General features: G+C 66.1%; 9 protein-coding genes and 6 pseudogenes. 10 read left to right on the forward strand and 5 right to left on the reverse strand.

Features of this window, described 5'->3' with window-relative positions; genetic code table 11:
- The 5 genes and pseudogenes from AC5JJ6_RS27360 to tnpC (AC5JJ6_RS27380) all read left to right on the forward strand — a co-directional run.
- Nucleotides 1-375, forward strand: a pseudogene (locus tag AC5JJ6_RS27360) (glycosyl transferase); the annotation flags it as partial.
- 5 nt (nt 376-380) lie between these two features.
- Nucleotides 381-695, forward strand: a complete 315-nt coding sequence (locus AC5JJ6_RS27365; RefSeq protein ID WP_496045100.1) for a lipid-A-disaccharide synthase N-terminal domain-containing protein — start codon at nt 381-383, stop codon at nt 693-695.
- Between the two features lie 183 nt (nt 696-878).
- Nucleotides 879-1,238, forward strand: a complete 360-nt coding sequence (locus AC5JJ6_RS27370; RefSeq protein ID WP_496045101.1) for a hypothetical protein — start codon at nt 879-881, stop codon at nt 1,236-1,238.
- A gap of 140 nt (nt 1,239-1,378) precedes the next feature.
- On the forward strand, nt 1,379-1,561 hold the full coding sequence (locus AC5JJ6_RS27375) for a hypothetical protein (protein ID WP_496045102.1): 183 nt from the start codon (nt 1,379-1,381) through the stop codon (nt 1,559-1,561).
- A 125-nt stretch (nt 1,562-1,686) separates the two neighbouring features.
- Nucleotides 1,687-3,058 (forward strand): annotated as a pseudogene (gene tnpC / locus AC5JJ6_RS27380) (IS66 family transposase).
- Here the strand turns inward: tnpC (AC5JJ6_RS27380) and AC5JJ6_RS27385 are convergent.
- The gene (locus tag AC5JJ6_RS27385) at nt 3,048-3,332 is read right to left on the reverse strand and encodes a hypothetical protein (protein WP_496045103.1); all 285 of its coding nucleotides are present in this window, start codon (nt 3,330-3,332) and stop codon (nt 3,048-3,050) included. The pseudogene tnpC (AC5JJ6_RS27380) and the gene AC5JJ6_RS27385 sit on opposite strands and share 11 nt — an antisense overlap.
- A 65-nt stretch (nt 3,333-3,397) precedes the next feature.
- Between AC5JJ6_RS27385 and AC5JJ6_RS27390 the strand changes: the two genes are divergently transcribed.
- From AC5JJ6_RS27390 to tnpC (AC5JJ6_RS27410), 5 genes and pseudogenes are all read left to right on the forward strand, one after another.
- Entirely contained in the window at nt 3,398-4,744 is a 1,347-nt protein-coding gene (locus AC5JJ6_RS27390) for an IS701 family transposase (RefSeq protein ID WP_496045104.1), read from the forward strand.
- Between the two features lie 160 nt (nt 4,745-4,904).
- Nucleotides 4,905-5,072, forward strand: a pseudogene (gene tnpA / locus AC5JJ6_RS27395) (IS66 family insertion sequence element accessory protein TnpA); the annotation flags it as partial.
- A gap of 21 nt (nt 5,073-5,093) precedes the next feature.
- The gene (gene tnpA / locus AC5JJ6_RS27400; protein ID WP_496045108.1) at nt 5,094-5,492 is read left to right on the forward strand and encodes an IS66-like element accessory protein TnpA; all 399 of its coding nucleotides are present in this window, start codon (nt 5,094-5,096) and stop codon (nt 5,490-5,492) included.
- Nucleotides 5,489-5,842 carry an IS66 family insertion sequence element accessory protein TnpB gene (gene tnpB, locus AC5JJ6_RS27405; protein WP_496045105.1) on the forward strand — a complete coding sequence of 118 codons (354 nt, stop codon included), beginning with the start codon at nt 5,489-5,491 and terminating at the stop codon, nt 5,840-5,842. The genes tnpA (AC5JJ6_RS27400) and tnpB overlap by 4 nt, the downstream gene beginning before the upstream one ends.
- Nucleotides 5,843-5,912: 70 nt before the next feature.
- Nucleotides 5,913-7,144: pseudogene (gene tnpC / locus AC5JJ6_RS27410) on the forward strand (IS66 family transposase); the annotation flags it as partial.
- A 52-nt stretch (nt 7,145-7,196) separates the two neighbouring features.
- Here tnpC (AC5JJ6_RS27410) and AC5JJ6_RS27415 read toward each other — a convergent pair.
- The 4 genes and pseudogenes from AC5JJ6_RS27415 to AC5JJ6_RS27430 form a co-directional block, all read right to left on the reverse strand.
- Nucleotides 7,197-7,637: pseudogene (locus AC5JJ6_RS27415) on the reverse strand (tyrosine-type recombinase/integrase); the annotation flags it as partial.
- Nucleotides 7,638-7,765: 128 nt separating this feature from the next.
- Nucleotides 7,766-8,017: pseudogene (locus tag AC5JJ6_RS27420) on the reverse strand (site-specific integrase); the annotation flags it as partial.
- The gene (locus AC5JJ6_RS27425) at nt 8,014-8,982 is read right to left on the reverse strand and encodes a tyrosine-type recombinase/integrase (RefSeq protein WP_496045106.1); all 969 of its coding nucleotides are present in this window, start codon (nt 8,980-8,982) and stop codon (nt 8,014-8,016) included. The pseudogene AC5JJ6_RS27420 and the gene AC5JJ6_RS27425, both read right to left, overlap by 4 nt.
- A partial coding sequence (locus AC5JJ6_RS27430) for a site-specific integrase (RefSeq protein WP_496045107.1) occupies nt 8,979-9,633 on the reverse strand: 655 nt, incomplete at its 5' end. The genes AC5JJ6_RS27425 and AC5JJ6_RS27430, both read right to left, overlap by 4 nt.

Raw genomic sequence — 9,633 nt, forward strand, 5'->3', positions numbered from 1 at the left:
CTGCGACGTGAGCGATGCGACGTCTGGTCGAAGCGGGTCGCCACCAGGATCGCCAACGGTCTGCGCCGGAAGGTGTTGAAAGACGGCTGCGTGGATACCGGCTGCGGTATCAAGGTGTTTCAGCGCGACGCCTTCCTCCAGCTGCCTTTCTTCGCAGCGATGCACAGGTTCCTGCCGGCGCTGTTCCAGATCCACGGCTATCGTGTCGATTATGTCGAGGTCAATCACAGGCCGCGGCGTCGCGGCCTGTCCAAATACGGCAATCTGGGCCGTGCCGCCATTGGCATCGTTGATCTTCTGGGCGTTGTCTGGCTGAAGCGTCGTACCCGTCTACCTTCCGCCATTACTGAAGATGGCGTGGAGCAGGCCCGCTGAATGGAATGGTGAGTGATATGCTTACTCTATGGACGGCGATCGGTTTTCTTGGGCAGGCGCTGTTCTCAATGCGCTTTCTGATCCAGTGGATTCACAGCGAGCGTATCAAGCGCAGCATCGTGCCGGAAGCCTTCTGGTATTTCAGTGTCGCCGGCGGCGTCACGCTGCTGGCCTATGCAATCTACCGCGAAGACCCCGTCTTCATTCTGGGGCAGGCTCTAGGTCTCGTAATCTATGCCCGCAACATCTGGCTGATCCGGCGAAACAAACAGGTTGCGGCTGCTTCAATTCCAGAAGTAGAAGGAATTTCGGCGTCGTAACCGGGACTGCCGAGTGATTGGGGGTGCCAGCGATCAGAGCCATTCCGAAGCAAGGTTGGACATGGGTTTCGAAGAGCTGCCTGAAACCGGCACCCCCAATCTCTCGACACTCCCACGCTCCGGCTGCCCCGCTTCCGCTTCCGCTGCGCTGGCTGCGGCGGGGCAGAGGCTGGGCACGGTTGGGTGGCCCATTGCCGCTCGACGTCCGAGCTCGATCAGGTCCGGGCGCAGTTTTCCGCCTGTATGCCGTACCGGGTTGCCGCTGGCGTACTCGAACACCTTCTGCCGATCGATGCCGGGATTGACCCCGAAACCCTGCGCGCCTACACGCTCAAGGTCGGCGCGGAACTGCGGGACGCCGCTCCGGCTGAACCGGCAACGGCGGCTGTCGCGATCACCCTGACCCTAGATTCAACCTTCATCCGAGGCTGTGAGGACGATCAGCGGCATCTCGAAGTCCGCCTCGGCAATGTCGAGACGTCGGAGGGGGCCGGCAGGTTTTCGCCGCCGTCGCCAAGACCGACACCGCGATCGAGGCACTGATCCGGCGCGGTCTTGCCGAGGTCGGCAAGACGACCGATACCGAGCTGACGGCGTTTACCGACGGCTGTTCCAGGCTGCGCTCCACCCTGGTCCATGCCGGCGTCAGCGAGCCGCCGGGTCTCGACTGGTTCCACATCGCCATGCGATTGCAGCATGCAGAAAAGACAGCGTGCAACCTGCCGGCCGACACCCCGGAGCGGGAGAACGCCAGGGCCGTGATCATCGCGGAAGTCGACCGCCTGCACTGGCGGATCTGGAACGGCAAGGCCAAGGATGCGCAGATAACTCTCGAGCGCATCCGCGCAGTCATGCCGGCCTTCTAGGGAGGTAATTGCTCACGGGGTTGGTTGATCAGCGCGGTGGGATAGTAGGATTTCAGTCAGGAGTTGACTGGCGGGAACGCGAAAGAAGGGTTCCTTTGACGGTGAGGATGTGAGTCAACATCGGTATGACACGCCCCGATCTGTCTCACCTGAGCTCGGAGGAAAAGGACGCGCTGATTGTGGCGCTGCTGGATCGTGTGGCGGCTCTTGAGGCGAAGCTGGGCCGACCGCCCAAGACCCCGAACAACTCAAGCGTGCCGCCGTCCCGGGGGTAGAAGGGCAACCGGCCCCCCGCGCCCGAAGAAGCCCCGGCGCAAGCGCGATGGTCCGGGAGTGACGCGGGTTCTGGCAGGCGACCCCGATCATAGCGTCGACTGCCATGCGCGAACCTGCATGCACTGCGGGACGGGATTGGGTATCAAAGACCAGACCCTTCGCCACGCCTACGACCACATCGACCTGCCGCCGATCCGGCCGGTGGTCACGCGGGTGCGGATCTTCGGCCGGCGCTGCCCCGGCTGTCACCGGCGGGTTCGCGGCGAGGCGCCTGCGACGATGCCGCCCGGCTCGCCCTTCGGCCCGTCGGTGGTGGCGATGCTGGCCTACCTGCATCATCACCACGCGGTCGGCTACGACCGGCTGTCCGGACTGATGGCGGAATTGTTCGGCCTATCCATCAGCGAGGGGGCCATCGCCAATGCCCTGCGCCGTTCCGGCCGGGCCCTGGAACGCGCCGGAGCGGCAATCGTCGAGCGGCTACGCTCCGCCCCGGTCATCGGCTGCGACGAGACCGGCGCCCGGCTGACTACCGACACGCTCGGCACACCCGGATGGGCTGGGAATGGGTTCTGGTCAGCGACACCGCGGTTCTGCACCGCATCCGCACCTCGCGCGGCCGCGACGTCGTCACTGTTGTGCTGGAGGGGCACCGGCCGCGCTGCTGGATATCGGATCGCTGGGGCGCTCAGCAGGGACACGCCGAAACTCATCAGGTTTGCTTGAGCCCACGTCCTGCGCGACGTCCAGTATGCGGTTGATGCCGGCGAGCCGTGCTTCGCGCCGTCCCTGCGCCGCCTGCTGTGCTGGGCGATCGCCGTTGGTCGGCGGCGGAAAACCTTGAAGGACGGCACCCTTGTCCAGTACCGCGCCACGGCGGACCGCCGCCTCGACCGTCTGCTGGCGATGCCGACGGCGACCGCGGCCAGGGCCGAACTGCAGCAGCAGACCAAACGCTGGCGCGCCCAGTTCTTCACCTTCATGACCGACCGTGACGTGCCGCCGACCAACAACGCGGCCGAGCGGGCACTCCGCCCCAGCGTCATCTTCCGCAAAGTCACCAACGGCTTCCGCTCGATCTGGGGCGCCGACATCCATGCCCTGATCCGATCGGTCATCGGCACAGGCCGCCTCAACGGCTTCTCCGCCCATCAGGCAATCGCTCGCTCCCTCAGCTGGACTTTGCACGATTCGGGAGGTTTTTCAGGCGTCAGGCATTGATCCAGAAGAAGCCTTCGGTTGCGATGTATTCGAGGGCTTGATCGAGTGTCATGATGACGGGGCCGAAGTCACTCGGAGCAGCCCAGGCCGTTCCCCGCCACCATAGCACCTGAACCTTACCCTGGCTGGTTGGCCGCAGTCGGGCAACGGGACCATCCGTGCGCCGGCTGTAGAGCGTGTAGCCACGGTTGGCGCGCACGACCTCGACCCCGCCGCGCGGAAACGGGTAGGCCGCGATGCGGTCGCGCATATCGTCGGTTCCGGTCGCCCTCATCGTGATCTCCTGTGCCGGGCCGGGTTGCTTTGCCGGAGTGAACGGATGGGACACGAACCCGGATCATGATCGATACCGTACCGCGCAGCCTGGCTGACTGGATGTTTCCCTTTTTCGGCTGCTTCAGCGGATCGACCTGGAGACACGTCCTGGTGCTGGTCAGCGGTGCTCTGCTCAGCCCGGGGCGGCGGACCGTGACGGCGGCGTTGCGCGTCATGGATCTGGACCGGACCGCGAGCTTTGCCGTTTATCATCGTGTGTTGAGCACCGCATCCTGGTCGGCCCGGCTTGTCGCTCGTCGGCTGCTGCGGTTGCTGGTTGCCGCCTTCGTCCGAGAGGGACCGATCGTCATCGGCCTTGACGACACGATCGAACGCCGGTGGGGAACGAAGATCAAGGCGCGCGGCATCTACCGGGACCCGGTCCGCTCCAGCCATGGTCACTTTGTCAAGGCAAGTGGCCTGCGCTGGCTATGCGTCATGCTGTTGGCCCCCATTCCTTGGGCCGGCTGCGTCTGGGCCCTGCCATTCCTGACCATCCTGGCGCCCTCCGAACGTTATGCCCAAAGCTGTGGCCGCCGGCACAAAAAGCTGACCGACTGGGGCCGTCAGGCATTGCTCCAAACGGCCCGCTGGTTGCCGGACCGGCACATCGTCGCGGTCGCCGACAGCAGCTTTTCCGTAATCGACCTGCTGGGCTCCGTCAGCCGGTATCTGGATGTCGTCACCCGGCTGCGGCTCGATGCCGGTCTGTATGAACCGCCACCGCCACCCCGGCCCGGGGCCAGGGGTCGCCCCCGGGTCAAGGGTGTGCGCCTGCCGACCCTGAACGACCGGGTGGCGGATCCGGCCACGCCATGGCAGTGGGTGACGATCCGGGGATGGTATGCGGACGCAGCATCGGCTCGATGTCGCGACCGGCACCGCGCTGTGGCATCACCCCGGCCGACGGGTGCCGATCCGCTGGGTGCTGGTGCGGGACGCCGAGGGGTCAGGGAGCCGCAGGCTTTTCTGTGCACCAACCTCGACGCCGAGCCGACGGCGATTCTGGACTGGTTCGTCCGCCGCTGGCGGGTCGAGGTCACTTTCGCCGAAGTTCGCCGCCACCTCGGCGTCGAGACCCAGCGGCAGTGGTCCGATCTCGCGATCCTGCGCACCACCCCGGCCTTGCTCGGCCTGTTCTCCCTGGTCACCCTCTGGGCCGGCACGATCAAGAGCGAATACGGCGTGCTGCCGGAAGCTGTCCGCTGGTATCCCAAAGCCGATCCAACCTTCAGCGATGCCCTTGCTCTCGTTCGCCGAGAACTCTGGACCTCAACGACTTTCGCAACGTCACCGGCGCACCGTGACAGCGCAAAAAATGCAGACAGGCTCCTCAACCGCCTGATCCGCGTCGCCTGCAAACCTCCCTAAATCTGCAAAGTCCAGCTCAGAGCCCGTTTGAAAAATGAGCTGGGTTGCAGATCTGGGTCTTGGTTGCCCATTTAGAGGGTAAGCGGGTTCTGACGGCACATTCCGGGAGTTGATTATTCATGGAATATTCCGCCGGTGGGTATTGGCGGAGGATTGTTGTGTGAACGGCAAGGATCGGGCGGAGTTCTGGCGCGAGCGTGTCGAGGCTTGGAGGCGGAGCGGACAGAGCCGGACGGAGTTTGCGGCTGGGCATGGGATCGACCGCTGGACGCTGGGGCGGTGGATCAGACGTCTGGCCGCCAACGGGACGAGCGCTCCTGGTCATAGGGCTGGTCCTATGGATAATCCTATGCCGACGCGTGCTCCGCTGGTGATGGAGATCCTCGACGAGGCGCCCCGCCGGCGGCGCTGGTCGGAGGAGGAGAAGCTCCGGCTGGTGGCAGAGACGATGGAACCTGGCATGTCCGTCTCGCTGGTTGCCCGACGCCGGGGTGTCAGTGCCAGTCAGCTGTTCCGCTGGCGCCGGCAGTTTACCGGCGAGCCTGGAATGCTTGGGCAACCGCCGGTCTTCGCCCCCGTCCACCTGCTGCCCGACCCTCTTGCATCGCCGCCGGCATCCGCGCCGGAGCCCTGTCAGGACGGCCTCATTGAGATCCTGCTGAGCGGCGGTCGTGTCGTGCGGGTGGATCGGCACGTCGATGCCGAAGCGCTGCGCCGGGTGCTTGACGTGCTGGAGGAGGGGCGATGATCTCGGTACCGGCCGGGGTTCGCATCTATCTGGCGCTGGAGCCCTGCGACATGAGGAAAGGGTCCGACGGCCTGTCCCTGATGGTCCAGCAGAACCTGGGCAAGGATCCGTTCTCGGGTCACCTGTTCCTGTTCCGCGGCAAAAAGTCTGACAGGTTGAAAATCCTCTACGCCGATACCAATGGCATGGCGCTGTTCTCCAAGCGGCTGGAGAAGGGCCGCTTCGTCTGGCCCTCGACCCGGACGCCGGGCGGCGCCGTGGTGCTCAAGCCGGCCGAGCTGTCGCTGCTGCTGGAAGGCCTGGAGTGGCGCCATACCGAGCCGACCTGGAAGCCGACGGCGGCGGGTTGATCAGCAAAAAACTGAACAATTCTGCGGCTTTGACTGGCTCTGGACCGACTTTCCAGGTTAGACTCCCGTCATGCGCCTCGACCTGGACAACCTGCCTACCGACACGTGCCTGCTCCAGCAGCTGGTGCGCGATCTGGCGGACGTGGTCGAGCGCCAGAAGACCGAGCTGGCCGAACTGGAGCAGCTGAAGCTGCTGCTCCGGCAGATGAAGCGGGCCATGTTCGGCCGGCGCTCCGAACGCCTCGATCCCGACCAGATGCAGCTTGCTCTGGAAGACATCGAGGCGGATATCGCCCGGGCCGAGGAAAAGATCGCCCCGGTAGTCTCCGAGCCGGCGGCGGAGCCTGAAGCGCTGGCGCGTCGCCGCGATCCGCCCGACCATCTGCCGCATCGGGACCTCACGATCGAGCCGGCGGACATCGGCCAAGACCGGGCGACCTGTCCGTGCTGTGGTGGCGCGCTGCATGGCGCCCACGAAACCGTGTCGAAGATGCTGGACTATGTTCCGGCCCAGATCCGGGTTCTCTGTGCGTCCGTCGGCCCAAGTACGCCTGTCGCGGCTGCGGCACGCTGCATCAGGCGCCGGCGCCGGAAAAGGCGATCGCGAAGGGATTGGCGACACCGGCGTTGCTGGCCCATGTCATCGTCAGCCGCTACGCCGACCACGTGCCGTTCTACCGACAGGCCCAGATCCTGGCCCGCCACGGTGTCGAGATCGACCGCTCCGTGCTCGCCGGCTGGGCCGGTCAGGCGTGCTGGTGGCTCGAGATGCTGCACGGCGAACTGGCTGAAAACGTGTTTGCCTCGACCAAGCTGTTCGCGGACGACACGTCGATGCCGACGCTGAACCCCGGTGCCGGCCGGGTGAGGATCGGCCGGTTCTGGGCTTACGCCCGGGATGACCGGCCCTGGCTGGGACCGGATCCGCCGGCGGTGGTTTACTTCTACAGCCCCGACCGCAAGGGCGAGCGTCCGGCGAGCCACCTGACCGGCTTCCGGGGCGTGCTCCAGGTCGATGGCTATGCCGGGTTCGAGCGGTTGACGGCGGAGCGGCGTGTCGTGCTCGCGGCTTGCTGGGCGCATTATCCAAAGTTCGGTTTTATCCGGAGTGGCCCGCCGCCAGCGCCGTCATGGCCGGTGACAGCGGCCCCTCGGACTCCGCATAAATCAACCCCGGTCAGAGCGACCGCAAGAAGGCAAGTAGGTTCGGCTCTGGCTTCCAAGGCTTGGTTTTCGCGGGCTCGATGCCGGCATGCTCCCAGAACGTCTCCAAAGCGTCGCGCTTCATTTGCAGGTTCGTGGTGATGTACCGGCCGGTCGTCGCCACGCTGGCATGGCCGAGATAATCGCGGATCACGGTGATGTCGGTGCCCGACTGCAGCAGCGCCACGGCGCAGCTGTGGCGCAGCACATGAGGCGTGATCCGCTGGCGGGCAAGCGTCGGGCGGTCCTGGGCCGCGACCGCCGACGCATACTTGCGGAGGATGTAGGCGACGCCGTCGCGTGTCAGCGGCTGGCCCTGGTGATTGACGAAGATATGCTGTCGTTCGGCGCCCGCCATGCCGCGCAGCCGGTGCAGCGCATCGGCCGTCTCGCGCCACAATGGCAACAGCCGCTCCTTCCGGCCCTTGCCGCGCAGGCGCACCTGTCGCGGTGCCGCCAGCTGAAGATCGGCCCACTGGACGCCGGTGACCTCGCTGACACGGGCGCCGCAGTTGTAGAGGAACAGCAGCAGCGTGTAATCCCGCCATCCGGCGTCGGTCCGCCGATCCGGCTTGGCGATGATCGCCCGCACGTCGTCGGCCTCTGCCGGGCCTTCTTCGAGGGGATGGCCAGGACCCGCGTGTATTGCAGGGAATGGTCCAGATCGTTGCGGAGAAGGTGCCTGAAGAAGCCGCGCAGCGCGGCGCGCCGGCAATTGCGCGTGGCGGCCGAGTTGGAGCGGTCGACCTCGATGTGATCGAGGAAGGCCGCGATGGCGTCGGCGTCGAGGTCGCCAAGCTCCAGCGAGGCGACATCCCGGCCGAGGCGCTGCGCCGTGAACTCGAACAGCAGCCTCACCGCATCCCGGTAGGCGCGAATGGTGTGCCGGCTCGCTCCGCGCTGGCGGGGCAGATACTCGACGAAGAAGGATTGGACGAGCGCGAACAGCTCCTTCGGCGCGGCTTTGGTCATGGCGGTGGGGACGCACCGCGCAGGTGCCGTTCGAACCGGCTGCTGGCCAACTCCAGTAGTTGCGGCGTCGCCCTCAGATAGACCTCGGTGCCGATGATGTTCCGGTGGCCGAGATAGGCCGATAACAACGGCAGCTTGGCATGGATATCGACGCCGTCGTTCGCCCACGCCATGAGCCGATGCACGGCGAAGGCGTGGCGGAACTCATACGGCCGGGCTCCGCCGCGCCCGGCGGGAGGCTTGAGACCGAGTTGACGCAGCAGCCGTCGGATCGCCCGCGATGCCGAGGTGACCGTCAGGGGCGCCGCGTTCAGCCGCAGGAAGAACGTCTCCGGATCGGGTTGACGGCGTTTGTCCAGCAGCCGGCGCCGCTCGGCGACATGGCGACGAAGCTCGGCCACAAGGTCGGGGCGAATGGCGATGATCCGCGACCGGCCCTTGCTGTGCCGTATCATCAAGGTCCCCTGGTCGAGATCGACGTCGGCCATCCGCAACCGGACGGCCTCGCCCAACCGCAAGCCTGTGCAATAGAGCACCAGGATCAGGGTGCGCAGCATCGAGGCCCCGATGAAGCGGCCCTGGTGGGACGCGGCCAGCGTCAGGATCCGGCGCACCTCGTCATGGCTGAAGATGTAGGGCAGAAAGACCGATTCCTTGACTGGCGCCAGGGCCTGTTCCGGCACATGGCTCGACGGATCGCGCCGGCGCCGGTACAGGCAAAGCTGCCGGATGACGCCGAACTCGTTGGCCAGCGTCACCGCCTTGCGGCCGGCGATGCGCGCGCACCACCGGGTTACCGCCTCGTCGAGCGCCACCTCACCCCGCTCGCCCCAATGCCGCGCGACAAAGCGAACGAAGCCGGCGAGCACGAACTCGCCACGCTGGTAGGCAATGCCCATCGCCCGCTTGAAGCGCAGGAACTCTTCGGCATCGCGGGCCAGTTCGGCGGCGGTGACGAGCGTCATCGCGGCACCGGAAGGGAGATGTCGCGCAGCGTCTCCGTGGCGATCCTGACATAGGCGGAGATCGACTCTGGATCACGATGGCCCAACAGGTCGGAGAGCACCTGGGGGCGTATGCCCAGGTCGACCTGGCGGGCGGCGTTCGAGTGGCGCAGCACGTGGCTGCCGAGATAGGGTGCGTCCAGCCCGGCCGCCCTGGCATGCTTGATGACGATATGGCGGACCGGCGAAGAAGAACTCAGCGGGCCGAACGGCATCTTCATCCGCACGAAGAGGTGTCTGGTCAGGGTGTTCGGCGGCCGACCGTCGCGCAGGTAGAACGCCAGCGCCTTGGCGACGGCCGGCAACAGCGGCAGCGTGAAGGCGACGCCGGTCTTCGGGCGCACGACCCTGAGCGTGGCGGCATTCCAGTCGACGTCATCGAACCGCAGGCGGATCACCTCGCCGGCTCCGAAGCCGTAGGTGCTCATCATCAGCAGGAGCGCGTGGTCGCGCAGCCCCCGTGCCGTGGAGGTATCCACCGCCTGGAGCAGGCGCTGAACGTCCACCCAGGGCAACGCGGGGCGCGGTCGCTCGAACTTCGGCTGGACCGGCGCGATCACGGACTCTGCCAGATCCGAGGATATGCGCGCCGTGGCGAGCAGGAAGCGGACG

It is taken from the genome of Skermanella sp. (genome assembly GCF_059503625.1).

Coding starts and splice junctions, on each gene's coding strand:
- AC5JJ6_RS27365 (WP_496045100.1), top strand. CDS start 381: ATGGTGAGTGATATGCTTACTCTATGGACGGCGATCGGTTTTCTTGGG.
- AC5JJ6_RS27375 (WP_496045102.1), top strand. CDS start 1,379: ATGCGATTGCAGCATGCAGAAAAGACAGCGTGCAACCTGCCGGCCGAC.
- AC5JJ6_RS27385 (WP_496045103.1), bottom strand. CDS start 3,332: ATGAGGGCGACCGGAACCGACGATATGCGCGACCGCATCGCGGCCTAC.
- AC5JJ6_RS27390 (WP_496045104.1), top strand. CDS start 3,398: ATGATCGATACCGTACCGCGCAGCCTGGCTGACTGGATGTTTCCCTTT.
- tnpA (WP_496045108.1), top strand. CDS start 5,094: ATGCCGACGCGTGCTCCGCTGGTGATGGAGATCCTCGACGAGGCGCCC.
- tnpB (WP_496045105.1), top strand. CDS start 5,489: ATGATCTCGGTACCGGCCGGGGTTCGCATCTATCTGGCGCTGGAGCCC.
- AC5JJ6_RS27425 (WP_496045106.1), bottom strand. CDS start 8,982: ATGACGCTCGTCACCGCCGCCGAACTGGCCCGCGATGCCGAAGAGTTC.